At 71.6% G+C, this 26,500-nt stretch carries 27 protein-coding genes; 10 read left to right on the forward strand and 17 right to left on the reverse strand.

From position 1 onward, the window contains the following. Positions 1-2: 2 nt before the first annotated feature. Genes sufC through ABT297_RS21270 form a run of 5 tightly spaced genes read right to left on the reverse strand, consistent with a single transcriptional unit; the run spans position 3 to position 4,414 of the window. A complete protein-coding gene (gene sufC / locus ABT297_RS21250; protein WP_350552152.1) occupies positions 3-779 on the reverse strand; it encodes a Fe-S cluster assembly ATPase SufC in 777 nt (258 codons plus the stop codon). Further along, a complete protein-coding gene (locus tag ABT297_RS21255) occupies positions 776-1,102 on the reverse strand; it encodes a bifunctional 3-phenylpropionate/cinnamic acid dioxygenase ferredoxin subunit (protein ID WP_350552154.1) in 327 nt (108 codons plus the stop codon). The genes sufC and ABT297_RS21255 overlap by 4 nt, the downstream gene beginning before the upstream one ends. Next, the gene (gene sufD / locus ABT297_RS21260; protein WP_350552157.1) at positions 1,099-2,253 is read right to left on the reverse strand and encodes a Fe-S cluster assembly protein SufD; all 1,155 of its coding nucleotides are present in this window, start codon (positions 2,251-2,253) and stop codon (positions 1,099-1,101) included. Before sufD ends, ABT297_RS21255 begins: the two co-directional genes overlap by 4 nt. After that, the gene (sufB, locus tag ABT297_RS21265) at positions 2,250-3,656 is read right to left on the reverse strand and encodes a Fe-S cluster assembly protein SufB (protein ID WP_350552160.1); all 1,407 of its coding nucleotides are present in this window, start codon (positions 3,654-3,656) and stop codon (positions 2,250-2,252) included. The genes sufD and sufB overlap by 4 nt, the downstream gene beginning before the upstream one ends. Continuing rightward, positions 3,653-4,414, reverse strand: coding sequence for a helix-turn-helix transcriptional regulator (locus ABT297_RS21270; RefSeq protein ID WP_502885609.1), 762 nt, complete (start codon positions 4,412-4,414; stop codon positions 3,653-3,655). Before ABT297_RS21270 ends, sufB begins: the two co-directional genes overlap by 4 nt. 154 nt (positions 4,415-4,568) lie before the next feature. On the opposite strand from ABT297_RS21270, the gene ABT297_RS21275 reads away from it, so the two are divergent. Continuing rightward, positions 4,569-5,513, forward strand: a complete 945-nt coding sequence (locus ABT297_RS21275; protein WP_350552166.1) for a COX15/CtaA family protein — start codon at positions 4,569-4,571, stop codon at positions 5,511-5,513. Here ABT297_RS21275 and ABT297_RS21280 read toward each other — a convergent pair. Beyond that, the gene (locus ABT297_RS21280) at positions 5,465-5,968 is read right to left on the reverse strand and encodes a GNAT family N-acetyltransferase (protein ID WP_350552169.1); all 504 of its coding nucleotides are present in this window, start codon (positions 5,966-5,968) and stop codon (positions 5,465-5,467) included. The two genes, ABT297_RS21275 and ABT297_RS21280, sit on opposite strands and share 49 nt — an antisense overlap. After that, positions 5,965-6,711: a DUF4184 family protein gene (locus ABT297_RS21285; RefSeq protein ID WP_350552171.1), complete on the reverse strand. Its 747-nt coding sequence runs from the start codon at positions 6,709-6,711 to the stop codon at positions 5,965-5,967. The genes ABT297_RS21280 and ABT297_RS21285 overlap by 4 nt, the downstream gene beginning before the upstream one ends. 141 nt (positions 6,712-6,852) lie before the next feature. On the opposite strand from ABT297_RS21285, the gene ABT297_RS21290 reads away from it, so the two are divergent. From ABT297_RS21290 to ABT297_RS21300, 3 genes are all read left to right on the forward strand, one after another. Then, on the forward strand, positions 6,853-7,167 hold the full coding sequence (locus ABT297_RS21290; RefSeq protein WP_350552174.1) for a hypothetical protein: 315 nt from the start codon (positions 6,853-6,855) through the stop codon (positions 7,165-7,167). 111 nt (positions 7,168-7,278) lie between these two features. Then, a complete protein-coding gene (locus ABT297_RS21295) occupies positions 7,279-7,890 on the forward strand; it encodes an ATP-binding cassette domain-containing protein (protein WP_350552176.1) in 612 nt (203 codons plus the stop codon). A gap of 1 nt (position 7,891) precedes the next feature. Then, positions 7,892-8,584 carry an ABC transporter permease gene (locus tag ABT297_RS21300; RefSeq protein WP_350552178.1) on the forward strand — a complete coding sequence of 231 codons (693 nt, stop codon included), beginning with the start codon at positions 7,892-7,894 and terminating at the stop codon, positions 8,582-8,584. Between the two features lie 49 nt (positions 8,585-8,633). Here ABT297_RS21300 and ABT297_RS21305 read toward each other — a convergent pair whose 3' ends face one another. The 5 genes from ABT297_RS21305 to ABT297_RS21325 all read right to left on the reverse strand — a co-directional run bounded on the left by ABT297_RS21305 (position 8,634) and on the right by ABT297_RS21325 (position 12,829). Next, entirely contained in the window at positions 8,634-9,371 is a 738-nt protein-coding gene (locus ABT297_RS21305) for a TIGR03089 family protein (protein WP_350552181.1), read from the reverse strand. 17 nt (positions 9,372-9,388) lie between these two features. Further along, on the reverse strand, positions 9,389-10,030 hold the full coding sequence (locus ABT297_RS21310; protein ID WP_350552183.1) for a fibronectin type III domain-containing protein: 642 nt from the start codon (positions 10,028-10,030) through the stop codon (positions 9,389-9,391). A 57-nt stretch (positions 10,031-10,087) separates the two neighbouring features. After that, positions 10,088-10,972, reverse strand: a complete 885-nt coding sequence (locus ABT297_RS21315; protein ID WP_350552185.1) for an ATP-grasp domain-containing protein — start codon at positions 10,970-10,972, stop codon at positions 10,088-10,090. A gap of 55 nt (positions 10,973-11,027) precedes the next feature. Next, positions 11,028-11,351: a hypothetical protein gene (locus tag ABT297_RS21320; RefSeq protein ID WP_350552188.1), complete on the reverse strand. Its 324-nt coding sequence runs from the start codon at positions 11,349-11,351 to the stop codon at positions 11,028-11,030. Positions 11,352-11,641: 290 nt separating this feature from the next. Continuing rightward, positions 11,642-12,829 (reverse strand): heme o synthase, encoded by a 1,188-nt coding sequence (locus tag ABT297_RS21325; RefSeq protein WP_502885607.1) that lies wholly within the window; start codon positions 12,827-12,829, stop codon positions 11,642-11,644. Positions 12,830-13,128: 299 nt separating this feature from the next. On the opposite strand from ABT297_RS21325, the gene tkt reads away from it, so the two are divergent. From tkt to pgl, 6 genes are all read left to right on the forward strand, one after another. Beyond that, positions 13,129-15,270 carry a transketolase gene (gene tkt / locus ABT297_RS21330; protein ID WP_350552191.1) on the forward strand — a complete coding sequence of 714 codons (2,142 nt, stop codon included), beginning with the start codon at positions 13,129-13,131 and terminating at the stop codon, positions 15,268-15,270. Positions 15,271-15,287: 17 nt separating this feature from the next. Next, positions 15,288-16,397 (forward strand): transaldolase, encoded by a 1,110-nt coding sequence (gene tal, locus ABT297_RS21335; protein ID WP_350552194.1) that lies wholly within the window; start codon positions 15,288-15,290, stop codon positions 16,395-16,397. A gap of 141 nt (positions 16,398-16,538) precedes the next feature. After that, entirely contained in the window at positions 16,539-18,095 is a 1,557-nt protein-coding gene (locus tag ABT297_RS21340) for a glucose-6-phosphate isomerase (protein ID WP_350552197.1), read from the forward strand. Positions 18,096-18,442: 347 nt separating this feature from the next. Next, positions 18,443-19,960, forward strand: a complete 1,518-nt coding sequence (gene zwf, locus ABT297_RS21345; protein WP_350552200.1) for a glucose-6-phosphate dehydrogenase — start codon at positions 18,443-18,445, stop codon at positions 19,958-19,960. A gap of 31 nt (positions 19,961-19,991) precedes the next feature. Continuing rightward, complete coding sequence (locus ABT297_RS21350; protein WP_350552203.1) at positions 19,992-21,008, forward strand: glucose-6-phosphate dehydrogenase assembly protein OpcA; 1,017 nt, start codon at positions 19,992-19,994, stop codon at positions 21,006-21,008. Continuing rightward, positions 21,005-21,775, forward strand: a complete 771-nt coding sequence (gene pgl / locus ABT297_RS21355) for a 6-phosphogluconolactonase (RefSeq protein WP_350552205.1) — start codon at positions 21,005-21,007, stop codon at positions 21,773-21,775. The genes ABT297_RS21350 and pgl overlap by 4 nt, the downstream gene beginning before the upstream one ends. Before the next feature lie 669 nt (positions 21,776-22,444). Here the strand turns inward: pgl and ABT297_RS21360 are convergent. From ABT297_RS21360 to gap, 5 genes are all read right to left on the reverse strand, one after another. Beyond that, positions 22,445-22,783: an RNA polymerase-binding protein RbpA gene (locus ABT297_RS21360; RefSeq protein ID WP_350552207.1), complete on the reverse strand. Its 339-nt coding sequence runs from the start codon at positions 22,781-22,783 to the stop codon at positions 22,445-22,447. A gap of 126 nt (positions 22,784-22,909) precedes the next feature. After that, complete coding sequence (gene secG, locus ABT297_RS21365) at positions 22,910-23,167, reverse strand: preprotein translocase subunit SecG (RefSeq protein ID WP_344614412.1); 258 nt, start codon at positions 23,165-23,167, stop codon at positions 22,910-22,912. 251 nt (positions 23,168-23,418) lie between these two features. After that, entirely contained in the window at positions 23,419-24,201 is a 783-nt protein-coding gene (gene tpiA, locus ABT297_RS21370; RefSeq protein ID WP_350552211.1) for a triose-phosphate isomerase, read from the reverse strand. Between the two features lie 3 nt (positions 24,202-24,204). After that, positions 24,205-25,392: a phosphoglycerate kinase gene (locus tag ABT297_RS21375; RefSeq protein WP_350552214.1), complete on the reverse strand. Its 1,188-nt coding sequence runs from the start codon at positions 25,390-25,392 to the stop codon at positions 24,205-24,207. Next, complete coding sequence (gene gap / locus ABT297_RS21380; RefSeq protein WP_350552217.1) at positions 25,389-26,393, reverse strand: type I glyceraldehyde-3-phosphate dehydrogenase; 1,005 nt, start codon at positions 26,391-26,393, stop codon at positions 25,389-25,391. Before gap ends, ABT297_RS21375 begins: the two co-directional genes overlap by 4 nt. Positions 26,394-26,500: the final 107 nt, after the last annotated feature.

Below are 26,500 nucleotides of genomic sequence, written 5' to 3' on the forward strand. Positions count from 1 at the left end.
CCCTAAGCGATCGATGCCGGGCCGGCGCCGGCGAGGTAGCGCTCGTACCCGGTGTTCTCGAGCTCCTCGGCGAGCTCGGGCCCGCCCTCCTCCACGATCCGCCCGCCGACGAACACGTGGACGAATTCCGGCTTGATGTACCGGAGGATTCGCGTGTAGTGCGTGATCAGCAGCAGTCCGGTGTCGCCCTGCTCGCGGACCCGGTTGACGCCCTCGCTGACGACGCGCAGCGCGTCGATGTCCAGGCCGGAGTCGGTCTCGTCGAGCACCGCGATCTTCGGCTTGAGCAGCTCCAGCTGCATGATCTCGTGGCGCTTCTTCTCGCCGCCGGAGAAGCCCTCGTTGACGTTGCGCTGGGCGAACGCCGGGTCCATCTGCAGCTTCTCCATGGCGCCGCGCAGTTCGCCGGCCCAGGTGCGCAGCTTGGGCGCCTGGCCGTCGATGGCCGTCTTCGCGGTGCGCAGGAAGTTGGCCACCGAGACGCCGGGGACCTCGACCGGGTACTGCATGGCGAGGAAGAGCCCCGCCCGGGCGCGCTCGTCGACGCTCATCGTGAGGACGTCCCGGCCGTCGAGGGTCACCGCGCCGCCGGTCACCTCGTACCGCGGGTGCCCGGCGATCGAGTAGGCGAGGGTGGACTTGCCGGAGCCGTTCGGCCCCATGATGGCGTGGGTCTCCCCCGCCCGGACGGTGAGGTCCACGCCGGCGAGGATCGGCTTGAGCTCACCGTCGGGCAGCTTCACCGAGACCTGCAGGTTGCTGATCGAAAGTTCGCTCACTTCGTGACTCCGTTGCTCGGGTTCAGGTCGATGTACACGTCGCCGTCGCGGACCTCGACGGGGTAGACCGGGACCGGCTCGGTGGCCGGCAGGCCGGTGGGCTCGCCGGTGCGCAGGTCGAAGCGCGAGCCGTGCAGCCAGCACTCCAGGGTGCAGCCATCGACCTCGCCCTCCGACAGCGCGACCGAGGCGTGCGAGCACTCGTCGTAGACGGCGTAGAAGTTGTCGTCGTCGGCGTGCACCAGCGCGATCTCGGTCTCCTCGACCGTGACCTGCACAGCCTCGCCCTTCGCCACGTCGGCCGCGGCACAGACTCGGATCATGCTCCGGCTTCCTCCAGCCGCGCCTCGATCGCCGCGCCCAGGCGGTCGCGCAGCTCCTCGACCGGGATCTTGTGCAGCAGCTCGTGGAAGAAGCCGCGCACGACCAGCTTGCGGGCCTGCTCGTCCGGGATGCCCCGGGACATGAGGTAGAAGAGCTGCTCGTCGTCGAAGCGGCCGGTGGCGCTGGCGTGCCCGGCGCCGGCGACCTCGCCGGTCTCGATCTCCAGGTTGGGCACCGAGTCGGCGCGCGCCCCGTCGGTCAGGACCAGGTTCCGGTTGATCTCGTACGTGTCGGTGCCCGTGGCCTCGGCCCGGATCAGCACGTCGCCGACCCACACGGTGTGCGCGCCGGCGCCCTGCAGCGCGCCGCGGTAGGCGACGTAGCTGCGGCAGTCGGGCACCGAGTGGTCGACGAGCAGCCGGTGCTCCAGGTGCTGGCCGGCGTCGGCGAAGTACAGCCCGTACGCGTCGATCTCACCGCCGCGGCCGGCGTAGTCGACGCTGGTGTACTGCCGCACCAGGTCGCCGCCGAGGGTGACCTGGATGTGGGTGACCTTCGCGTCGCGGCCCAGCCGGAACCGCAGGTGCTGCGCCTGCACCGCCTCGGGGTCCCAGTCGGTCACGGTGACGAGGGTGAGCTGGGCGCCGTCACCGACGAGCACCTCGACGTTGTCGGCGAGGGTGACCGTGCCGACCTGCTCGATCACCACGGTCGCCTCGGCGAACTGCCCGATCTGCACGACCGTGTGGCCGTAGGCGAGCTCGCTCGTCGAGCCGGACAGCCGAACCTGGGCCGGTGCGTCGAGGACCGCGCCGCGGGCGACCGAGACGACCAGCGCCTCCGCGGCCGCGCCGGCGGCCAGCGCGCTGATCCGGTCGAACGGGGTCAGCGCCGAGCCGACCCGCGGGTCGCCGCGCTCGACCATCGTGACCTCGACGCCGGCCGGCAGCTCGCCGGCCAGCGCCTTCGGCGCGGCGGCGCCGGGGCCCGACGTCGCCGAGGCGAGCCCGCGCAGGCGCTTGAGCGGCGTGAACCGCCACTCCTCCTCGCGGCCGGTGAGCGCCGGGAAGTCCTCGACGTCGAACGAGCGGACCTGCTGGGCGCGGGTCTTCGGGGGGACCAGTACCTGGCCGCTGGCGGGAGCGCTCATCCGACCGCGCCCTCCATCTGCAGCTCGATGAGCCGGTTGAGCTCCAACGCGTACTCCATGGGCAGTTCCTTGGCGATCGGCTCGATGAAGCCGCGCACGATCATCGCCATCGCCTCGTCCTCGGTGAGGCCACGCGACATGAGGTAGAACAGCTGGTCGTCGCTGATCTTCGACACGGTCGCCTCGTGCCCCATCGACACGTCGTCCTCGCGGATGTCGACGTAGGGGTAGGTGTCCGAGCGGGAGATCGTGTCCACCAGCAGCGCGTCGCACTTGACCGTCGACTTCGAGTGGTGCGAGCCCTCCAGCACCTGCACGAGGCCGCGGTACGAGGTGCGGCCGCCCGCGCGGGCGATGGACTTCGACACGATCGTCGAGGAGGTGTGCGGCGCGCTGTGCACCATCTTGGCGCCCGCGTCCTGGTGCTGGCCCTCGCCGGCCATCGCGACGCTCAGCACCTCGCCCTTGGCGTACTCGCCGAGCATGTAGACCGACGGGTACTTCATCGTGACCTTGGAGCCGAGGTTGCCGTCGATCCACTCCATGGTCGCGCCCTCCTGGCAGACGGCGCGCTTGGTGACCAGGTTGTACACGTTGGTCGACCAGTTCTGGATGGTGGTGTACCGGCAGCGGGCGTTCTTCTTCACGATGATCTCGACGACCGCGGAGTGCAGCGAGTCGGACGAGTAGATCGGCGCGGTACAGCCCTCGACGTAGTGCACGTAGGCGCCCTCGTCGACGATGATCAGGGTCCGCTCGAACTGGCCCATGTTCTCGGTGTTGATCCGGAAGTACGCCTGCAGCGGGATCTCCACGTGCACGCCCTTCGGCACGTAGATGAAGCTGCCGCCGGACCAGACCGAGGTGTTGAGCGCGGCGAACTTGTTGTCCCCGACCGGGATCACGGTGCCGAAGTACTCCTTGAAGAGCTCCTCGTGCTCCTTGAGCGCCGTGTCGGTGTCCAGGAAGACGACGCCCTGCTCCTCGAGGTCCTCGCGGATCTTGTGGTAGACGACCTCGGACTCGTACTGCGCGGCGACGCCCGCGATCAGCCGCTGCTTCTCGGCCTCGGGGATGCCCAGCTTGTCGTACGTGTTCTTGATGTCCTCGGGCAGCTCTTCCCAGCTCGCCGCCTGCTTCTCGGTGGAGCGGACGAAGTACTTGATGTTGTCGAAGTCGATGTGCGACAGGTCGGCGCCCCACGCCGGCATGGGCTTGCGGCCGAACAGGCGCAGACCCTTGAGCCGCAGGTCGAGCATCCACTGCGGCTCGTTCTTCTTCGCCGAGATGTCGCGCACGACGTCCTCGTTCAGGCCACGGCGTGCCGAGGCCCCCGCCGTGTCGGAGTCGGCCCAGCCGTACTCATACCGGCCGAGACCGGCAAGCTGTTCGGCAGTCGTCATCTCACGATCCTTTGCCTATCGGGACGGGCTCCGGGCTGTACCGGGGCCGGAATGTGGGTGGTGCAGACGCCGTCGCCGTTGGCGATGGTGGCGAGGCGCTGGACGTGCGTGCCGACGAGCCGCGAGATCACCTCGGTCTCGGCCTCGCACAGCTGGGAGAATTCCGCGGCGACGTGGGCCACTGGGCAGTGGTGCTGACACAGCTGCCCGCCGGTCGCGATCGTCGTCGCGCCGGCAGCGTAGCCCTCGGCGGTCAGCGCCCGGGCGAGGGCCTCGGCCCGCGCGAGCGGGTCCACGCCGGCCTCGGCCATGGCCGCCCGGCAGCGCTCCTCCAGCCCCGCGACCTGCGCGGCGGCGAAGGCGGCGACCTCGGCCGGGCCGCCGTGGTCGGCGATCCAGTGCAGAGCGGCGGCGGCGAGGCCGTCGTAGGTGTGCGGCAGCGTCTCCCGCGCGGCCGCGGTCAGCGTGAACACGCGCGCCGGCCGCCCCCGGCCGCGCCGGCCGCGCTCGGGCCGCTCGCGGCTCTCCACGAGGCCCTCGGCGAGCATGGCGTCCAGGTGGCGGCGCACGCCGGCCGGGCTCAGCCCGAGGGCGTGCCCCAGCTCGGTCGCGGTCGCGGAACCCTCCTGCAGCAGCAGCTCGGTCACGCGGTCGCGGGTGCGGACGTCCAGCGCGACCGACGGAGGGCCCGCCTCGGCGACGTCGTGCGGCACGGGCGCGGATCGCACCTGCGCACGCTGCGCCGCCGCACTGAGCATGGCGTCGGCGTTTTTCACAACACCAACGTTACGTAATTCACCGAGCACGGGCAAACCACCGCCCGGGTGATCCACCGCACGGAAGGTAACCCTAACCAAACCCGCCCGCGCCCGACCCCGAGGGCGATATGTAGCCTCGCGTAGTATCGCCGCCGTGGGGCGAATCGTGAGCAGGGTGAACGAGTGGCTCGACCGGCCGGCGACGCTGCGCCGCGCCGCGCTCGCGCTGCTCGTGGCCAACATCGGCATCGTGGGCACCGGCGGGCTCGTGCGGCTCACCGGTTCGGGGCTGGGCTGCCCGACCTGGCCGCGGTGCACCGACGAGTCGTACGTGACCACGACCGAGATGGGCTACCACGGCGTCATCGAGTTCGGTAACCGGACGCTCACGTTCGTGCTCAGCGCCTTCGCGCTCGTCGCGCTCGCCGCGGCCTGGCGGCAGCGGGCCCGCTCGCGCGGGGCGTTGCGCGGTGCCCTGTGGGTGCTCGCCGGCATCGCCGCGCAGGGCGTGCTCGGCGGGATCACGGTGCGCATGGCGCTCAACCCGTGGACGGTGGCCGCGCACTTCCTGCTCTCCATGGCGCTCATCGCGGTGGTGTTCCTGTTCTGGGACAGCACCCGGCCGGAGCGGCCCCGCTGGACGGCGCCGCGGGCGATGCGCTCGGCCGGGGCGGTGATCACGGCGGTGTCGGCCCTGGTGCTGGTGCTGGGGACCGTGGTCACGGGCAGCGGGCCGCACTCGGGCGACACCCAGGCCAGCCGCACCGGCTTCGACCCGGAGACGATGTCGCAGCTGCACGCCGACGCCGTGTTCGTGCTCGTCGGGCTCTCGGTGGCGATGTGGTTCGGGCTGCGCGCGCTCGGCGCGCCGCTGCGGGTCACCCGGGCGGCGGCGATCCTCGTCATCGTCGAGCTGGCGCAGGGCGTGGTGGGCTTCGTGCAGTACTTCACCGGCCTGCCCTGGCCCGTCGTGATCCTGCACATGCTGGGCTCCTGCCTGGTCTGGACCGCGACGCTCAACCTCATGGCCGCGGTGACGCCGGGCCGGGCTCAGGCCGGCTCCGGGGACCGGGACCACTCGCTGGCCAGCACGGCGTAGCGCAGCTCGTCGGTCCACTCCCCCTTCCACCAGCAGCTGCACAGCTCCAGACCCTCGCGCCGGAAGCCGCAGCGCTCCAGCAGCCGGGCCGAGCGGGCGTTGCGCGCGTCGAGCGAGGCGTGCACCCGGTGCAGCCCGTCGGTGACCAGCAGGTGTGTCACGATCCGCCGGACCGCCTCCGTGCCGTAGCCGCGCCCCTGCCACGCCGGCGCGAGCGTGAAGCCGATCTCCGCCTGGCGGCCGGCGTCGTGGCGGTTGACCCCGACGTCGCCGACCAGCGTGCCGTCGTCGCGGCGCTCGACGGCGTACTGGAACCAGCCCTCCGCCCCGGGGTCGCGGCCGGCCAGCCCCTCGACGAACGCGACGGCAGCGCCCAGCGGGAACGGGGCGTCCCACCGACTGGTAACGGGCGACGTCCGGGTCCGAGCGATAGGCGGCCAGGGCGGGCGCGTCATCGGCGCGGAACCGGCGCAGCAGCAGCCGTCCGGTCTGCAAGAACATTGGCCGACTGTACGGCGAGGGCGCCGGCCAGCGGCCCGACGGTGCCCGCCACGATGAGCCGGACCCCGAGCACGTGCACGTGCTCGGGGTAGCCGAACCACGGCCAGGCCAGGCTGTGGTCGCCGAGGGCCCACGTGAGCAGCACGCCCGCGGCGGTGATGGCGGCCGTGGCGCCCCAGAAGAGCACCGGGCGCCGCGGCACCGGCGGCGGGTCGCCGTGCCACTGGCGCAGCAGGTGGCGGCGGCCGCAGTACCACAGCAACAGCGGCATCAGCACGAGCGCGGCACCGTCGCTGGCCTGGCGGATCGCCCACCACGCCGCCACCGGGCCCGGGTGCGTGACCAGGTCCCACAGCAGGTGGCTGGCGGCGCCGAGCACGGCGGACAGCGCGGTGACGAACCAGGCGTGACGGACCCGGCCGAGCACGCCGTACTCGCGCAGCCAGCCGGGCAGGTGCGCGGCGACGACGGGCGCGCCGCGGCGGATGAGCCACGCGGTCGCCACCGCGCAGGGCAGGCTCCACCACACCACGGCCGCGACGGTATGGCTGTGGATGCGCACGCCGGTGCCGTCGAGGGCGTAGGCGTAGTCGGGGGCGCACGCCCCGGTGGCGAGGGCCACCCCGTCGAACCAGCGGGGGCGCCAGAGCTTCAGCGGCAGTACGGCGAGCGGATGCGTCGGCAGCGTCGAGGGCACGGCCCGATGCTGTCAGCGGAACCGGCGCGATCGTGCCACATCCACCGGATCATCACTAACCTCTCACACGTCAGCATTGCCATAATGTAAATTCATCTGCACTTTCTGGAGCACGGATCATTGTTGTGCAACCCTTCTGCGATGGGGCACACGGAACCGCTCATCATGCAGATCTACTGCCGCCTGGAGGTTGCGGTCACCGATCCGGAGACCGTTGCGAAGCTGGCCGGTCAGCAGCTGCGTGAGGCAGACATCGACTGGTCACGGCGGGAGGAGGACCTCGACGAGGCGGTCCACCAGCTCGAATCCGATCTGACGCAGGCATTGGCGTGCGTAATTGAACACGATCGCATGATCGAACACCTGCCGGGCGTGGAGCCGCGCGGCGGTCTGGTGTTCACGACATTCGGCGAGCCCGATGACCGATTCCGGCCGGGATTCACCGATTTCCTGTAGGCGCTCCGGCGCCGGCCCGGGTGGGCCGGCGCCGGGCGAGTCGTCCCCCGGTTCGCCTCCCGGCCAACCGACGGGCGGCCCCGAGTCGTTGATCCCAGTATGGTGAACAGCGTGGAGAACGGACGCGTGCGGCTGCGGGCTGCCGGGGTCTCGAAACGGTACGGGCGCAGGAGCGTCCTGCGGGGCGTCGACCTCACGGTCCACGCGGGGCAGGTCGCGGCGATCGTCGGGGCGAACGGCGCCGGCAAGTCCACGTTCCTGAAGATCTGCGCCGGCCTGATCAGCCCCGACGAGGGCACGGTCACCGTCGGCGGCACGGTCGGTTACTGCCCGCAGCAGGCTGGCTTGTTCCAGTTCCTGCGCCCGGACGAGCACTTCGAGCTCTTCGGGGCCGGCCGGGGCGCGGGACGGACGGCGTCGCGGCGCGCCGGCCGGCGCATGGCGCGCCAACTGTCCTGGGACGCGAGCGCGCCGACGACGGCCCGGCACCTGTCGGGCGGCACCCAGCAGAAGCTCAACCTGGTGCTGTCCGCGCTCGGCGACCCCGACCTGATCCTGCTCGACGAGCCCTACCAGGGCTTCGACCGCGGCTCGTACACCGACTTCTGGGAATGGGTCTTCCGCTGGCGGGCCGAGGGGCGCGCGGTCGTCGTCGTGACCCACATGCTCAACGTCCTCGACCGCGTCGACACCGTGCTCGACCTCACCCCGGTGGCGGTGTGACGTGCGCCGGACGCTGATCGTCGCCGAGATGGTGGCCCGCGACCTGCTGCGCCGCCGCGGCGCCCTGGCCCTGCTGGCCCTCGTGCCGCTCGCCTTCTACCTGGCCCGGCACAACGACAAGGTGGGACAGTCGATCCGCTTCGCGAGCCTTGGCCTGGCCTTCGCGGTGTGCACCCTGGCCCTGTTCTCCAGCACCGCGGCGAAGGGCCTCGAGCCGCGCCTGCGCGTCGGTGGCTACCGGGCATGGGAGCTCTACATCGGCCGCCTCACCGCGCTGATCGGCATCGGCCTCGCGCTCGGCACCGTCTACTGGTGCATCATCGCCGTGGACCAGGACCTGCGCCGGCCCGGCGCGGTCGGGCTGATGATGGCGATGACGGTCGTGGTCGCCGCGCCGCTGGGGTTGCTCATCGGCGCGATCGTGCCGCGTGACCTGGAGGGCGCGCTGCTGTTGATCACGCTGATCGGCCTGCAGTTCCTGATGGACCCGGCGAAGCAATCGGCGCGGCTGCTGCCGCTGTGGTCCAACCGGGAGCTGGGCACCTACGCGATCGACGTCACCGACGCCGGGTACCTGCAGCGGGGCCTGGCGCACGGCGCCGGCTGCGCGCTGCTGCTGGTCGGCCTGACGGCGACGCTGACGTCGATGCGCCTGCGCCGCCGCCGGCACATGCGGCTCAGCTCAGCGGCTTGACCAGCGGCACCGCGGGCGATCACGACGGTGGGCGCCACGATGGTCGTGTTCAGAGCGTGTGGCTGACGCCCTCGTCGCCGGCGCGGGCCCGCAGCGCCTCCTTGGTCGCGTTGGCGCACACGACCACCGAGGCCCCCGCGAACAGCGGCGCGAGCAGCCACTTGACCGGGTGGTCGTCCTCGGCGGCGTCGACCAGCAGTCGGTCCCCCGCCCGCAACCCGAGCCGCTCGGCGATGCCGGCGGCGATGGTGCCCCACTGCCCGTAGCTGGTCCCGTCGACGCTGGCCGCGTCGGTACCGCGGGTGCGCCCGTACGCCGGCACGTGCGGCGAGTACGCGGCGAGCTCGGCCCGGAAGTCGCGGTACCCCTCGGGCGGGCTCCCGGTGAAGAACGCGAACTGATGGGTCGCCGCGGGGATGTCCTCCAGCCATGAGCCGATCCGGTCGGCGGCGACGAAGGTCGCGTCGAACGGCCCGTCGCCGCCGGCCTCGAGCACGGGCAGCCCGGCGGTCGCCCGGCCACGGAACGACAGCGCGATCCCGGCGGACCAGGCGCCCAGCAGCGCCGCGGCGGTGAGCCAGTGCGGCGGGAGCAACACCGCGGCGCGGTCGCCGGCGCCGAGGCCGCAGCCCTCGCGCAGCAGCCCGGCGGCGCGGGCGGCCCACCCGCCGAGCTCGGTCGCGGACAGCTCGGTGCGCTCGCCGGTGGCGTCGTCGCAGTAGGTGAGCAGGGGCGTCTCGACGCCGGCGGGCGCCGCCGCCCGCTGGAGCACCAGGTTCTCGGACATACGCGCCAGCCTATCCGTCACCGCATGCGCACCGCCTCGCTGCGGGCCACCTCGGGCGCGGTCGGCGGCAGCGAGTCGTACCGCTTGAGCACGGCGTGGATCACGAACACGTACGGCACGCCGGAACTCAGCCCGCTCACCGTGGCGCTCACCCGGGCGCATCCCTTGCCGGGCGGCACCCGCTGCCAGGTCCACGCCGGCTGCGGCCCGCCGTACAGGTCCTGCGAGACCGCGGCCAGCTGATACTCGATGATCGCCGGATCCCCGATGTTCCACCAGCTGACGACGGCGGAGGTGGTGCCAGGCGCGACGTCGGCCCCGTTCACCACTCCCTGACGGATCGCGCCCGTGCAGTCGGCCGGGCTGCTGTAGACGGGCGTCGCGGTCGAGCGGGTCCGGCTGGGCAACGGGGAGAGCGACGCGATCGGGCCGCGCACCGGCGTCCCCGTGGCCTGGCCCGCCGACGGGGCGGCCGCCTCCCCGCGCAGGTACACGGTTCGCTCCGGCAGGTCCACCGCCCGGCCGGCCCCCGGCCTGCCCGAGCCCGAACCGGTGCCGTCCGAGGATCCGCCGCCGAGGCCGGGCAGCACGCCGCAGCCGGCCACCCCGGCCAGCAGCGCGGAGGCCAGCACGAGACCCGCGCCGATGCGCCGTTTCACCCACGCCACATCGGCACGCCGCCCCGCCACCTGAGGACGAGCCCGCGCGGGGGCGCGCTATCCGAGGAGGCGTTCGACGGCTGCGGCGAAGCGGTCGGCCGAGCCCGGGGCCTGCGCGAAGAACAGCGAGGGCTCGGTCAGCTCCACCTCGATCACGACCGGGCCGTCCGGCGAGGGCAGCAGGTCGACGCGCGTGTACAGCAGCTCGCCCGCCGGCACCGGCAGCGCCTCGAGTACGCGCGTGCCGAGGGCGAGCTCCTCCGCCGATGGGACGCGCGGCGAGATGTTCTCGTTCTGGTACAGCGCGTCCACGCCCACGTACGGCCCGGTGAGGATGGCGCCCTTGCGGATCGCGTGGCTGAAGACGCCGGCGAAGTAGAGCAGCGAGGTCTCCCCCGCCGTGTCGACCTCGCCGAGGTACGGCTGGATCATCACCAAACGGCCGGCGTCCTGCAGGCGCCGCACGTGCGCGACGGCGAGGCCGGCCTGGGTGACCGGGTCGTACCGGCCGGTGTCGATGCTGCCGACGCTGATCGCGGGCTTGACGACGATCTCGCGCTCGCCCTCGGGCCGCCACTCGTCGCCGGGGTGGACCCAGGCGGTCGGCACGATCGGGACGCCGGCGGTGGACAGGTCGAGCAGGTAGCGCTTGTCGGTGTTCCACTCGATCACCGCGGCCGGGTTGGCCAGGCGGGGCACCGCGGCGGACCAGGCCACGAACTCGTCGCGCCGCCTGGCGTAGTCCCAGGTGTTGCGCACGACGGCGAGGTCGTACGCGGCCCAGTCGGCCTCGGCGGTCCAGACGACCGGCTCGGCGGTGATCCCGCGGGCGGCGAGGGCGGGGATGAGTGCCCGGTCGTCCTCGTCGAGGTCGGGCAGGTCGGCGCAGGTAACGAGAGCGACCCGGGCGGCGGCCCGGGTCGCGGCTGATACGAAGGTCACGCCATGACGATCTTGGTTCACCCGGCGAAGATACCCACGGAGGGCGGGCTCGGCGCTACCGGGAGAGCGTGCGACGCCCCATGGAGCGCCACAGGTCGTTACTGGGCCGCATCTGCTCCAGCAGCTCGCGCTCCCAGGCGTTCTCGATCGTGACTCCGGCCTGCGCGCAGGCGGAGCGCGCCACGTCCGTACCCTCGGCGAACTGGTCGCCCCAGACGCCGTCCTCTCCGACGAGCACGATGCGGGCACCGCGCCGGCCGACGTACTCGATGACCGCCTTGGCGCCGCCGTGGTCGTCCGCGAAGGACTTGATGCCGGCGATCAGGCTGCCGGGCACCGGGCGGCTCAGGGTCATCGTCGTATCGGAACCATCTGCCATGAGCGCCACATTAGAGGGACTTAAAGCGAGCCGCGGGTGTTCTGCGCGTCCGTTGTGATCGTTGTAACCAACGGGTTTACAGAGGCCGTCGTCGATTCGCCCCGCTATGTCGGCAAATATCCGGATTTTTCTCATGGCGTGTCGCGCCAGACTGCGAGACGCGGGTCACGTGCTGTGCGCCGTGACGAACTTGGCGGAGAATTCGGGCGTTTCTGGTTTAACTTTCGCTTAGAGGCCCATTTCGCGCGCGGTTAGGGCCATCGGTGCTTGCCGTGGCGCGTGGCCGGCGATCACTGGATCAGCGCGTCGATGGCCACCGCGACGAACAGCAGCGTCAGGTACGTCACCGACCAGTGGAACAGCCGCATCGGCTTGAGCGGCTCCTCGCGCCGGGCCCGACCGTACAGCCGGTGCGCCTCGACCAGCAGCAGCGCGCCGACGACGACCGCGACGACGCCGTACACCGGGGTCATCCCCAGCGGCCAGAGCGCGACGGAGGCGGCGACGGTGAGCCAGCTGTACACCACCGTCTCGAGGCCGACCCGGCGCATGCTCGCCACCACGGGCAGCATCGGGATGCCGGCCCGCGCGTAGTCGTCCTTGAACTTGATGGCCAGGGCGTAGAAGTGCGGCGGCTGCCACAGGAACACGACCGCGAAGAGCACCCACGCCTGCCACGACAGCCCGCCGGTGACCGCGGCCCAGCCGATGAGCACCGGCGCCGCACCGCAGGCGCCACCCCAGACGGTGTTCTGCGGGGTGGTCCGCTTCAGCCACAGCGTGTAGACGAGGTCGTAGTACACGATCGCGCCGACGGTGAGCAGCGTGGCGAGCAGGTTGGTGAACGTCGCCATGAGCACCGTGGACACGACGGCGAGCGTCAGGCCGAAGATCAGCGCGCTGCGCGGCGACACGGTGTGCGTGGCCAGCGGGCGCCGCGACGTGCGCTTCATCACCTGGTCGATGTCGCGGTCGATGTAGCAGTTCAGCGCGTTGGCCGCGCCGGCCGCCAGGGAGCCGCCGACGAGCACCACCAGGACCAGCCACAGCGACGGCAGGCCGCGGGCGGCGAGGAACATCACCGGGACGGTGGTGATCAGCAGCAGTTCGACGATGCGCGGCTTGGTGAGCGAGACATACGCCTTCACCACCGCGGCGATGCCGGCGCGCCGGCCGGCCTCCCGCGCCTGCTGTGCCCGGGCCAGGGCTGCCGCCGACGTGGGACGGACCGGCTCGGACGCGCGCTTATCAACGACTCCATGGTCGACGAGCTGCGTCACGTCTGAATTGCCACCTTCCGGCGTCGGCCGCGCCCGCTTCCCGGCGGCCCTGGCCTGGCGACAGGCCTTGCGACCGGCGGGACGAGGTGTGCGGCGGAGCGAGAGTCCCGCCGCGTCGGCGGTCCCCTCCTGTTGGGACGCATCGTAGAACAGGATCGGCGCAGGTCGGACGGCGCCCCCGGCCGTGTGTGCGGTCACGGGGTGGCACGAATCACGGCCTACCGAATCCGATGGATCTCCGGAAGACGGCGGGCGTCGATTTCGCGCAGGGCTGAACCGGTCGAGGTGCGAAGTCCTCGTCCCGGTCGCGGCTCATCGGGCCGGTCGGGCCCGATCCGACCATCGACTACGGTGGCCGCAGACAGTGTCGCCGATGTCCGAAACATGGTCGAAACATGGTCGGCTGAGCGTGCGGCCACCCGATCGTGGGTAGGGTCGACCTGATAACCCTTCGAGGAAAACACGCAACCTCGCCGTTCGACAGGAGCAGCACCGCCGTGAGCGATGAAGAGGTCAAGGGTCCCGAGTTGTCCTGGTCCGACGTCGACCGACGCGCGGTCGACACGGCCCGGGTGCTGGCGATCGACGCCGTCGAGAACGCCGGCAACGGCCACCCTGGCACCGCCATGAGCCTGGCACCGGCCGCCTACCTTCTGTTCCAGAAGGTGATGCGGCACGATCCGACCGACCCCGGATGGCTCGGCCGCGACCGCTTCGTGCTCTCCTGCGGTCACTCGAGCCTGACGCTGTACGTCCAGTTGTACCTGGCCGGCTACGGGCTCAGCCTGGACGACCTGAAGTCGCTGCGGCAATGGGGCTCGCTCACCCCGGGCCACCCCGAGCACGGGCACACCGCCGGCGTGGAGACCACCACCGGCCCGCTGGGCCAGGGCATCGGCAACGCGGTCGGCATGGCGATGGCGGCCCGCCGCGAGCGCGGCCTGTTCGACCCGGAGCCCGCGCTCGGCGAGAGCCTGTTCGACCACCATGTCTACGTGCTGTGCTCCGACGGCGACATCGAGGAGGGCATCAGCCACGAGGTCAGCGCGCTCGCCGGGCACCAGAAGCTGGGCAACCTGGTCGTCATCTACGACGACAACGAGATCTCGATCGAGGACGACACCAGGGTCGCCAAGAGCGAGGACGTCGCCAAGCGTTACGAGGCGTACGGCTTCCACGTGCAGGTCGTCGACTGGCGCAAGGGCCACGACTCGGGCGAGGGCGTGTATGCCGAGGACGTCCACGCGCTGTGGGACGCCATCCAGGCCGCGAAGGCGGTCACCGACAAGCCGTCGTTCATCGCGCTGCGCACGATCATCGGCTGGCCGGCGCCGAAGAAGCAGAACACCGGCAAGATCCACGGCTCGGCGCTGGGCGCCGACGAGGTCGCGGCGACCAAGCAGGTCCTCGGCTTCGACCCGGCGCAGTCGTTCGAGGTCGCCGAGGAGGTGCTCGCGCACAGCCGCGCGGCCATCGAGCGCGGCCGGGCCCTCCACGAGGAGTGGGAGAAGGCCTTCGCGCAGTGGCGGTCCACCGCCGCCGACCGCGCCGCGCTGCTGGACCGGCTGCTGGCCGGCACCCTGCCGGAGCACTGGGAGAAGGCGCTGCCGGAGTTCCCGGCGAGCGAGAAGGGCATCGCGACCCGCAAGGCGTCCGGCGACACGCTGGGCGCGCTCGCCCCGGTGCTGCCGGAGCTGTGGGGCGGCTCGGCCGACCTGGCCGAGAGCAACAACACCACGATGGAGGGCGAGCCGTCGTTCCTGCCGGCCGAGCACGCCACCAAGGCCTTCCCCGGCAACGAGTACGGGCGCACCCTGCACTTCGGCATCCGCGAGCACGGCATGGGCGCGATCCTCAACGGGATCGCGCTGCACGGCCCGACCCGTCCGTACGGTGGCACGTTCCTCGTCTTCTCCGACTACATGCGCCCGGCGGTGCGCCTCGCCGCGCTGATGAAGCTGCCGGTCGTCTACGTGTGGACGCACGACTCGATCGGCCTGGGCGAGGACGGCCCGACGCACCAGCCGATCGAGCACCTCTCGGCGCTGCGGGCGATCCCGGGCCTGGCGGTGGTGCGCCCCGGCGACGCCAACGAGACCGCGCAGGCGTGGAAGGCCGCCCTGGAGCGCCGCGACCAGCCGGTGGCGCTCGCGCTCACCCGGCAGAACCTGCCGGTGCTGGACCGCACCGTCTACGCCTCGGCCGACAACGTCGCCAAGGGTGGCTACGTGCTCAAGGACGCCTCCGACGGCCAGCCGAAGGTGATCATCGTCGCCACCGGCTCCGAGGTGCAGCTCGCCGTCCAGGCGCAGGAGCGGCTCGAGGCCGACGGCACCCCGACGCGGGTGGTGTCGATGCCGTGCCAGGAGTGGTTCGAGGAGCAGGACGCGGCGTACCGCCAGCAGGTCCTGCCGACCGGCGTCAAGGCCCGCGTCACCGTCGAGGCCGGCATCGCGATGTCCTGGCACAAGGTGCTCGGCGACAGCGGCGTAGCCGTGAGCATCGAGCACTACGGCGCGAGCGCCCCCTACACGGTGCTGTTCGAGCAGTTCGGCTTCACCGTCGACAAGGTAGTCGCGGCCGCCCACGCCTCCCTGGCCAAGGTCGGCGAGATCACCGGCAGCACCACCGGCAACTGACAACCAAGGAGACCGCGATGAGTTCCGATCGGCTGGCCGAGCTCGCCGCCGCTGGTGTGGCGATCTGGCTCGACGACCTCTCCCGGCAGCGGCTGAACACCGGCGGGCTGGACAAGCTCCGCCGCGAGCAGCACGTCGCCGGCGTGACCACCAACCCGACGATCTTCGCCAAGGCCGTCACCGCGGCCGAGGAATACGCCGACCAGGTCCGCGAGCTGGCCCTGCGGCAGACGGCCGTCGGCGAGGCGATGCGCTCGATCATGGGCTACGACGTGCGCTGGGCGTGCGACGTCATGAAGCCGGCCGCGGACGCCAGCAAGGGCATCGACGGCCGCGTGTCGATCGAGGTCGACCCGGCGCTGGCGAACGACACCGCCCGCACCGTCGCCGAGGCGAAGGCGCTGTGGTGGCTCGTCGACCGCGACAACCTGTTCATCAAGATCCCGGCGACGAAGGAGGGGCTGCCGGCGATCACCGCGACGCTGGCGGAGGGCATCAGCGTCAACGTGACGCTGATCTTCTCGCTCGAGCGCTACGGGGCCGTGATCGACGCCTTCTTCGCCGGTCTCGAGCAGGCCAAGGCCAACGGGCACGACCTGTCCAAGATCGGATCGGTGGCGTCGTTCTTCGTCTCGCGCGTCGACACGGAGTACGACAAGCGCCTCGACAAGATCGGCACGGACGAGGCCAAGGCGCTGAAGGGCAAGGCGGCCATCGCCAACGCGAAGCTCGCCTACAAGCTCTACGAGGAGAAGTTCTCCTCCCCGCGCTGGCAGGCGCTGGCCGACGCGGGCGCGAACCCGCAGCGGCCGCTGTGGGCCTCGACCTCGACGAAGAACCCGGAGTACCGCGACATCATCTACGTCGAGGAGCTCGTCGCCCCCGGCACGGTCAACACCATGCCGGAGCCGGTGATCCACGCGTTCGCCGACCACGGCGAGGTGCGCCTGGACGCCGTCACCGGCGGATACGCCGAGGCGCAGCAGGTCATGGACGCGCTGGCCGCCCTCGGCATCGACTACGACGACGTCGTCGAGGTGCTCGAGCGCGAGGGCGTCGAGAAGTTCGGCGTCTCGGGCAAGGAGATGATCGAGACGGTGCAGAAGGCGATCGACTCGGCGTCCTGATCGGCCCGCCGCGCCCGAGGTTTTCACGGGTTCTTGAAGCGCCCGTCACGCGTTGAGCGCCAAGATGGTGGCGTACACCGCGGGTGGCGGGGGTGCAAGCGCATAGGGCGTGGCGGGGCAGGAGCACACAGGGGGTTGCGGGTGTCTGACTTGCTCGACGACGTCGTGGCGGCGGCCGGACTGACGGTGTTCGGCGCCGCTCCGGCGGCGGGCCCGGTCGGCGCCCGCACTCCGCTCGCCGGCCCGCTGCCGGATGCCGCGCTGGCGGCCCGCATCGACGCCCTGCGCGCCAAATCGCGCGCGCAGGGCCTGGACACGGTCGTGCTCTGCGCGACCGGCGCCCCGGCGGCCGCCGCCGCGGCGATCGCCCGCACCCTCGGCCTGCGGCTGACGGTGCTCGGCGCCGCCGACCCGCACCGGGCACGCTCGGCCCTGGCCGACCGCCTGGAACGGACGGTGGTGGTGCTCGCCGCCGCTTCCGGCCCGCCGGTGGACACGGACGCCTACCGCCGGGCATACCTGCGGGCGTTCGAGGACGCCGGCCTGCACGACGTGGGCCGGCGTTTCGTCGTGGTGACCGCGCCGGGCTCGCCCCTGGAGGTGTTCGCCCGCGAGACCGGCGCCGAGATCTTCCGCACCGGCGCCGCGCCGGAGTCGGCCCTGAGCGAGTACGCGCTGGTCGCGGCCGGCCTGGCCGGCGCCGACACGGCCACGCTGCTGGCCGAGGCCGCCGCGCTGCTGGCCCCTCCTCCCCCGGCCGTGCACGCCACCGCGGGCTTCGCGATGGCCCCGCCGGCCCGGCAGGCCGTGACCGCCCCCGGAGCCCGGCCCACGCCCCGCCTCGAGGACGTCACCCGCGCGCCCGGGGTCGCCCTCGGCGACGCGATCGCCGCGGCCGCGCGCGAGGGGCGGGACAAGCTCGCCGTCGCGCCGGACGGCACCGGGATCGACGGGCTCGGCGAGTGGATCGAGCGGCTGTTCGCGGCCCTCGCACCCGGGGTGGTGCCGGTGACGCTGGAGAATCCCTCGTCCTGGGGACACGAGGGCCCCGACGTGCTCAGCGTGACGGTCGGCGGCGCGCTCGGCATGGGGCTCATGCCCGGCGGCGGCATCGCGCCCGACCTGTCGGTCAACGGCCCGCTCGGCGCCCAGTTGCTCGCCTGGGAGCAGGCCGCCCGGGTGGCCGGCGCGGGCTCAGGGACCGGCCCGCAGACCGGTCCCGAACACGACGACGCGCGCACGCTGGACGCCCTCGAGTCCGGGCCGCCGGCGCAGGCGCCTGCCCTGGTCGAGGGGGCCGTCGAGGTGTACGGCGAGACGAGCGCCACGACCCTGATCGACGCGATCGACGCCCTCGTGCGTGGCGTGCCGGCGGGCGGCCACGTGACCGTCGCCGCCTACCTCGACCGTGCCGGCGACGCCGCGGCAGCCGGCGTGCGCGACGCCCTCGCCGGACGGGTCGCGCGCGCCGTGACGTTCGGCTGGGGCTCACCCGCGCCGCGGCCCGGGCTCGGCGCCACCCTGCAGATCACCGGCGCGGTGACCGGCGACGTGCGGGTGCCCGGCCGGCCGTACACGTTCGCAGAGCTGCAGGCGGCGCGGGCCGCCGGCGGCCGCGAGGCGTCACCGCTGCTGCGGCTCCATCTGACCGACCGGGCAACCGGTATCGAACAACTGTTGGCCGCCCTCGGAGGGTGAGATCTGTTGACATCTCCCCCAGCTGAAGCAGGGGGATTCAACCCTCGCGGGTTGAGCTTTCTGCTTCACCGACAACAGCCGACCCGGACTACCGGCGAGGGACGGTGTACCGCCCATCGGTCTTACATCGTCTCCACAGACGTCACTTCCCGCCAGCCCGACGGTAGGCCCGACCGGCTTGGTTATCACCGTCCGGGCAGCACGAAACTAGCACATCTGTTCGCTTGCGCACCACGGACGATAGACGCCGGATTCGCCTTGGCGGCGAATTGGCTTTCTCTGCCCTGCTCCGCAGGAGATCCGTTTCCTCTCCGGCCTGAAGGCCGGAGTATCCACGGAGGTATCCGATGACCAATCCGCTGCGGGACCCGCAGGACCGGCGACTGCCTCGGATTCCCGAGCCGTGCGCGCTGGTCATCTTCGGTGTCACCGGTGACCTGGCCCGCAAGAAGCTCATCCCGGCCGTCTACGACCTGGCCAACCGGGGTCTGCTGCCGCCGAGCTTCGCCGTGCTCGGGTTCGCCCGGCGCGACTGGGGCGACGGGGACTTCGAGGACCTGGCCCGCAAGGCGGCCCAGAACGGCGCCCGCACGACGTGGCGGGAGGAGGTGTGGTCCCGGCTGGCCGCCAACATCAAGTTCGTGCCCGGCTCGTTCGAGGACGACGCCGCCTTCGACCACCTGGCGCAGACGCTCAACGACCTGCACGACGACGCCGGGATCCACGGCAACGCCGCGTTCTACCTGTCGATCCCGCCGTCGGCCTTCCCGGTCGTGCTCAAGCAGCTGGAGCGCACCGGCATGGCGGACAACGCGAAGTCCGGCGGGTGGCGCCGGGTCGTGGTGGAGAAGCCGTTCGGATACGACCTGTCCTCCGCCCGCCAGCTCAACGACCTCGTCGACGACGCGTTCACCGCGCAGGACGTGTTCCGCATCGACCACTACCTGGGCAAGGAGACCGTCCAGAACATCATGGCGCTGCGCTTCGCCAACAACCTGTTCGAGCCGGTGTGGAACTCCAACTACGTCGACTCGGTGCAGATCACGATGGCCGAGGACGTCGGCATCGGCACGCGCGCCGGCTTCTACGACACGGTGGGCACCGCCCGCGACGTGCTGCAGAACCACCTGCTGCAGCTGCTCGCCCTGGTGGCGATGGAGGAGCCGACGGCCTTCGACGCCGACGCCATCCGCACCGAGAAGCTCAAGGTCCTCAACGCCATCAAGGTGCCGGAGGACGTGTTCACGCAGACGGTTCGCGGGCAGTACCTGACGGGGTGGGTGGCCGGGGAGCGCGTACCGGGGTACCTGGAGGAGAAGGACGTCCCGGCGGACTCCAAGACCGAGACGTACGTCGCGGTGCGGCTGGGCATCCAGAACCGCCGCTGGGCCGGGGTGCCGTTCTACATTCGGGCCGGCAAGCGCCTGCCGCGGCGGGTCACCGAGCTGGCGGTGCTGTTCAAGAAGGCGCCGCACCTGCCGTTCAACGATGCGGACGTGGAGATGCTCGGCAACAACCAGCTGGTCATCCGGGTCCAGCCGGACGAGGGCATGATGCTGAAGTTCGGCTCGAAGGTGCCGGGCACCACGATGGAGGTCCGCGACATCGCGATGGACTTCCAGTACGGCGAGGCGTTCACCGACGCGAGCCCGGAGGCGTACGAACGGCTCATCCTCGACGTGCTCATCGGCGATAAGACGCTGTTCCCGGACTCGGCCGAGGTCGAGGCGAGCTGGAACGTGATCGACCCACTGGAGGCGGCGTGGGAGGGCTCGACGCCCGAGACGTACCGCGCGGGCGAGTGGGGTCCCCGGGCCGCCGACGAGATGCTGGCCCGCGAGGGCCGCGCCTGGCGCCGGGCCTGACACCGGACAGGCGTGGAGGGAGAACGTAGACATGATCGGTTTGTGGGACACCACCGGCATCGAGGTCGTCAAGGCTCTCGCCAACGAGCGGCGCAGCGCCGGCGGGCTGACCAGTGGCCTGGCGCTGACGCTGGTCTCGGTGGTCGACGAGCGGCAGGTCCGCGAGGCCGAGGCGGCCGCCACGATCGCCGCCTCCGCGCACCCGTGCCGGCTGCTCATCATCGTGCGCGCCGACGTGACCCAGCAACGGTCACGGCTCGACGCGGAGATCGTCGTCGGCGGGCGCTTGGGCCCGTGCGAGGCGGTCGTGATGCGCATGCAGGGCCGCCTCGCGCTGCACGCCGAGTCGGTCGTGATGCCGCTGCTCGCCCCGGACGTGCCGGTGGTGACGTGGTGGCAGTGCGCGGCGCCGGATCGCATCGCGTACGACCCGCTCGGCGTCGTCGCCGACCGGCGCATCACCGACAGCGCCCAGGCCGACGACCCGGTCGCCGCGTTGCGGGTGCGCTCGGACGACTACGTGCCCGGCGACACCGACCTCGCCTGGTCGCGGATCACGCCGTGGCGCACCCTGCTGGCCGGGGCGTTCGACGGCAACCGGGTCGGCGTGCGGTCCGCGACGATCGTGGCGCCGGAGCACGACCCGACGGCGCTGCTGATGGGCGGCTGGCTGGAGGCGGGCCTCGGCGTGCACCCGGCGCGCCGCACCGGCACGAGCAGGATCATGGAGGCGGTCGAGGTCGAGTTCGAGGACGGCGACACCATGAGCCTGGCCCGCGACCTCAACGCGGGCATCGCCCGCCTGCAGCGCACCGGACAGCCGGACCAGATCCTGCCGCTGACCCGCCGGCCGCTCGGCGACGAGCTCGCCGAGGAGCTGCGCCGGCTCGACCCGGACCAGCCGTATGCCGCGGCCCTGGCGGCCGCGACCGGCAAGCGCAAGCTCGACGAGCGCACCGCGCCCCGCGTGCACATCTGGAAGGACCCGGCCCTCGCGGAACGTCCCGAGCCGGCCGACACCCCGCTACAGGAGACCATCGCATCGTGACCCAGAGCAAGGTAGTAGTACACACCGAGCCGAAGCTGCTCGCCGAGGCCGCCGCCGCGCGGCTCATCGTCCGGCTCACGGACGCGCAGGCCGAGCGGGGCGAGGCCACGCTCGTGCTCACCGGCGGACGCATCGCGGCGCAGATCTACCAGGCGATCCGGGACAGCCCGGTGCGCGACGCGGTGGACTGGTCGCGGGTGAACCTCTGGTGGGGCGACGAGCGGTTCCTGCCCTCAGGCGATCCGGAGCGCAACGAGACGCAGGCCCGCGCGGCGCTGCTCGACGTGCTGAAGCTCGATCCGGCCCGCGTGCACCCCATGCCGTCCTCGGACGGCCCGGACGGCGACGACGCCGAGGCGGCTGCCGCCGGCTACGCCGCGGAGCTGACCGAGGCGGCCCGCCCCGGGCACGCGGAGCTGCCCACCTTCGACGTGGTGCTGCTCGGCGTCGGCGAGGACGGCCACGTGGCCTCGGTCTTCCCGGAGCACCCGGTGACGCTGGAGTCGCGGCCGGTCTCGGCGGTGCGGGGCAGCCCGAAGCCGCCGCCGGTGCGCGTCACGCTCACCCTGCCCGCGATCAACACGGCCCAGGAGATCTGGCTGATCGCCTCCGGCGCGGGCAAGGCGAGCGCGGTGGGCCTGGCGCTCGCGTCCGCGGGCCCGCGGCAGATCCCGGCGGCGGGCGTGCACGGCCGGGAGCTCACGCTGTGGCTGCTCGACTCGGCCGCCGCACACGAGCTGCCACCGAAGTTCCGCAGCCTGATCTGAGCCGCTCAGTGCTCTGGGGCTCGCAGTGCGGGCCCCAGAGCACTATGCCAATCCGCGCCCAGCGGTTATGGGGCCCCCGGGGTGGGAACCCCGACAGCGCAACCGCTGGGCGCAGCCGGCAAAGTGCCCGCGAAGCGGGCAAGCGGGCTCGGGGTAGGAACCCCCCGGCAGCGCACAAGCCAAGCCCCGCGAGCCCCGCACAGCGATAACCGCAACCGCTAGGCGCAACCACTGCGCGCAGCGCCGCAAAGGTGCCCGCAGAGCGGGCATGGGGGGCTCCGGGGTGGGAACCCCCCGGCAGCGCCCGAGCGAAGCGAGCGCCGAGCTAGAAACTGCGCGCAGCGCCCGCAAGAGTGCCCGCGAAGCGGGCATGGGGGGCTCCGGGGTGGGAACCCCCCGGCAGCGCCCGAGCGAAGCGAGCGCCGAGCTAGGAACAGCCCGTCAATTGGGCGCTTGGCATTGCGAGAAGCCGAGTTCGGGCGGCGCAGTCCGTGCCTGCGATCTGCGTCGCCCGACCATCATGTTCGCCGTGATCACGGAGTAAAAATGCTCAAAAAGCAGCACGTTCGCTCCGTGATCATGGAGAGCCCCGTGCGCTGTGGGCGCCGGACGCATGACCACGGAGACTTTGCTCGGCGGACCGTCGCTGCCAGCCAAGTGACGGTCGCTCTAAGACCTGTGCTGACGCATCCTGGCCAGCGCCTCCTGCAGGATGGCCTCGCCGTCGGCGTCGCTGCGGCGCTCCTTGACGTACGCCAGGTGGGACTTGTACGGCTCGACCTTCGGCCGCTCCGGCGGGGCCTGCCGGTCTTGCCCGGCCGGGAGGCCGCACCTGGAGCAGTCCCAGGTGTCCGGGGGCGTGATCTCGGCGGCGAACGCCGGCTCGGTCACGTGCCCGTTGGCGCACCAGTAGGTGACGCTGCGGCGGGGAGCCTGGTCACCTCGCTCGGCCCACCGCATGGGGCCGGAGCCGACTCGTGTTCCGCGGATGGCGTTGCCAGCTGCCACGGCTGATCGCTCCTGTTCGTCGGGGGGTACGACGGCGCGCGGAGTGCGGGAGTGTGGGCGGAAACACCTGCGCGCGGCCCGAATCTTCTCGGACCGCGCGCACGAGTCTAGAGCCGCCCGATGGGCTCAGGCACCACCGTTCTGAACAATTTTCAGCCAGAGGCCGAGGCCGACGATGCAGGCGAACCAGATGATGCCCACCAGCAGCGTGTAACGGTCGAGGTTCTTCTCGGCGACCGACGAGCCCGCGAGGCTCGAGGACACGCCGCCGCCGAACATGCTCGACATGCCGCCGCCCTTGCCGCGGTGCAGCAGCACGAGGAGGGTCAGCAGCACGCTGGTGATGACCAGCAGCACGATCAGGGTGTAGGCGAACGCCGTCATGGCGCGGTCGTCCTCTCGGTGGGCGATTCTGGGCGCGATGTCTGCAGGGCAGCTTACTAGGCGAGTCCGAGCGCGCACAGGTCGGGCTGTCCGAATCGCGGGCGGATGAACCCGCGGCGGAGGTTCGTGCCGGCCGTGCGAGGCCTTCATGTGCGCGGAGCCTCCGCGTGCAGGGGGCCGGGCGGCAAACAGAACGTCGCGCGACCTGCGATAGGTCGCGCGACGCTGGGTGTTTCCGTGACTGCCGAGGCCTACTTGCCGAGCCGCACGATCCTGACAAAGCCTTCGGCGTCGATGCTGGCACCGCCGACGAGCGCGCCGTCGATGTCGGGCTGCTCGATGATCGCCGCGACGTTGTCGTGCTTGACCGAGCCGCCGTAGAGGATGCGCACCCGGTCGGCGGTGCCGCCGGTGTACTTCTCGGCCAGCCGGGTGCGGATCGCCCCGATGACCTCCTGCGCGTCCTGCGGCGTCGCCACCTTGCCCGTGCCGATCGCCCAGACCGGCTCGTACGCGATGACGATCTTCTCGACCTCGTCGGTCTTGATCTTCTCGAGCCCGGCGTCGAGCTGCGCAAGCGTGTAGCCCACGTGCTCGCCGGCCTCGCGGACCTCCAGGCCCTCGCCCACGCACAGGATCGGCGCGATGCCGTTGGCCAGCGCCGCCTTCACCTTGGCGTTGACCAGGGCGTCGTCCTCGCGGTGGTACTGCCGGCGCTCCGAGTGCCCGACGACCACATACTGGCAGCCGAGCTTGGCCAGCATGGCCCCGGAGACCTCGCCCGTGTAGGCGCCGGAGGCGTGCGCGGACAGGTCCTGCGCACCATAGCCGATGAGCAGCTTGTCGCCGTCCACGAGCGTCTGGACGCTGCGGATGTCGACGAACGGCGGGAGTACCACGGTCTCCACGTCGTTGAGCTGCTGCTCGGTGAGCGTGAAGGCCAGCTGCTGGACCAGCTTGATGGCCTCGAGGTGGTTGAGGTTCATCTTCCAGTTACCGGCCATGAGGGGCCGGCGTCCGGTCTGCTCCGCCATCGCTCAGTCCTCCAGCGCCGCGATGCCCGGCAGGACCTTGCCCTCGAGATACTCGAGGGAGGCGCCGCCGCCGGTGGAAATGTGGCTGAAGCCGTCCTCGGGGATGCCCAGCGCACGCACCGCCGCGGCCGAGTCGCCGCCGCCGACGACGGTGAAGCCGTCGACCTTGGTGATCGCCTCGGCGACGCCGCGGGTGCCGGCCTCGAACGGACGCTTCTCGAACACGCCCATCGGGCCGTTCCAGAAGACCGTCCTGGCACCGGCCAGGATGCCGGAGAACTCCGCGACGGCCTGCGGGCCGATGTCCAGGCCGAGCTCGTCGGCCGGGATCTCGCCGATGCCGACGGTCTTGGTGGCCGCGTCGTCGCTGATCTCGGTCGCGGTGACGACGTCGATCGGCAGCACGATCTTGTCGCCGCCGCGCTGGAGCAGGTCCTTGCAGGTGTCGACCAGCTCGTCCTGCAGCAGGCTCTTGCCGACCTCGTGGCCCTGGGCCTTGAGGAAGGTGAAGCACATACCGCCGCCGATGAGCAGCTTGTCGACCTTCGGCAGCAGCGCCTCGATGACGGCGAGCTTGTCGGAGACCTTCGAGCCGCCGAGGACGACCGCGTAGGGCCGCTCCGCCTCGCCGGTCAGCTTCGAGAGCACCTCGAGCTCGCGGCGCACCAGGTAGCCGGTGTAGCGCGGCAGCAACGCGGCCACGTCGTAGACGCTGGCGTGCTTGCGGTGCACGGCGCCGAACGCGTCGTCGACATACACGTCGCCGAACGCGGCCAGCTGCCGGGCGAACTCCTGGCGCTCGGCCTCGTCCTTGCTGATCTCCCCCGCGTTGAAGCGCAGGTTTTCCAGCAGGGCGACGTCGCCGTCGCCGAGGCCGGCGACCGCGGCCCGCGCCGAGTCGCCAACGGTGTCGGTGGCGAACGCGACGGGGCCGCCGAGCAGCTCACCCAGGCGGCCGGCGACCGGCTTCAGGGTGTACTCCGGGTCGGGCTCACCCTTCGGGCGGCCCAGGTGCGACACGACGGTGACCCGGGCGCCGCCCTGACGCAGCGCGTCGAGGGTCGGCAGAACGGCCCGGATGCGGCCGTCGTCGGTGATCTTCTCCCCGTCGAGCGGGACGTTGAGGTCGGCGCGCAGCAGCACGCGCCGACCCGCGACGCCCTCGCTCAGGAGGTCGTCGAGCGTTTTCACAGGCCGGTGCCGACCAGGGTGACGGCGTCGACGAGACGGTTGCTGTAGCCCCACTCGTTGTCGTACCAGCCGACGACCTTGACCTGGTTGCCGATGACCTTGGTCAGGCCCGAGTCGAAGATGCACGACGCCGGGTCGGTGACGATGTCGGTCGACACGATCGGGTCCTCGGTGTAGGTGAGGATGCCGGCCAGCGAGCCCTCGGCGGCGGCCTTGAGCGCGGCGTTGACCTCCTCGACGCTGGTGTCGCGCGAGACGGTCACGGTGAGGTCGGTCGCCGAGCCGGTCGGGACCGGCACGCGCAGCGCGTAGCCGTCCAGCTTGCCCTTGAGCTCCGGCAGGACCAGGCCGATCGCCTTGGCGGCGCCCGTCGAGGTCGGGACGATGTTCAGCGCGGCGGCGCGGGCACGGCGCAGGTCCTTGTGCGGGGCGTCCTGCAGGTTCTGGTCCTGGGTGTAGGCGTGGATCGTGGTCATGAGGCCACGCTCGATGCCGAACGTGTCGTTGATGACCTTCGCCATCGGCGCCAGGCAGTTGGTGGTGCACGAGGCGTTGGAGATGACCGTGTGCTTCGCCGGGTCGTACTGGTGCTCGTTCACGCCGAAGACGATCGTCAGGTCCTCGTTCTTGGCCGGGGCCGAGATGATGACCTTCTTGGCGCCGCCCTCGACGTGGACCTTGGCCTTCTCCGCGTCGGTGAAGATGCCGGTCGACTCGATGACGACGTCGGCGCCCAGGTCGCCCCAGGGCAGCTTCGACGGGTCGCGCTCGGCGAGGGCCTTGAAGGTCTTGCCGTCGACGGTGATTTCGTCCGCGGTCGCCTTGACCTCCTTGCCCAGGCGGCCGAGGATGCTGTCGTACTTCAGCAGTTGCGCCAGCGTCGCGTTGTCGGTCAGGTCGTTCACGCCGACAACCTCGATGTCGGCGCCCTTCGCGAGGGCTGCCCGGAAGAAGTTGCGGCCGATACGGCCGAAGCCGTTGATGCCAACCCGGATGGTCACTTCGACACATCTCCTCGTCTCGTCGCTACCCGGCCGTCCCTTTACCGATGCCGGGCGCCAGATGAGTGTTATTGGCTCGCCCACCCTGGTCCCGCCGGTCCGGACCC

The organism is Dactylosporangium sp. NPDC000555 (genome assembly GCF_040300025.1).
Classification (GTDB): Bacteria; Actinomycetota; Actinomycetes; order Mycobacteriales; family Micromonosporaceae; genus Dactylosporangium.